General features: G+C 70.4%; 1 protein-coding gene. It reads right to left on the reverse strand.

Features of this window, described 5'->3' with window-relative positions; translation table 11 throughout:
* On the reverse strand, positions 1 to 321 hold a 321-nt coding region (locus tag ASG03_RS22095; protein ID WP_244475114.1), incomplete at both ends, for an aminotransferase class I/II-fold pyridoxal phosphate-dependent enzyme.

Below are 321 nucleotides of genomic sequence, written 5' to 3' on the forward strand. Positions count from 1 at the left end.
AAGATGCGGGATGCCGTTGCGATCGAGCGCCGCGCGCAGGCGGCGCACCCGCTCCTGGTGGGCGAAGCGCTCGACCTGGCTTTCCTTCAGGTGCCGGATGGAAGCCAGCGCGCCGGCGGCCAGCGCCGGCGGCAACGCGGTCGTGAAGATGAAGCCCGAGGCAAACGAGCGGATATAGTCGCACAGCGCAGCCGACGCCGCGATATAGCCGCCCATCACGCCGAAGGCCTTGCCGAGCGTGCCCTCGATCACGGTCAGCCGATGCATCAGGCCCTCGCGCTCGGCAATGCCGCCGCCGCGCGGACCGTACATGCCGACCGC

It is taken from the genome of Rhizobium sp. Leaf341, from assembly GCF_001424325.1.
Taxonomy (GTDB): domain Bacteria; phylum Pseudomonadota; class Alphaproteobacteria; order Rhizobiales; family Rhizobiaceae; genus Ferranicluibacter.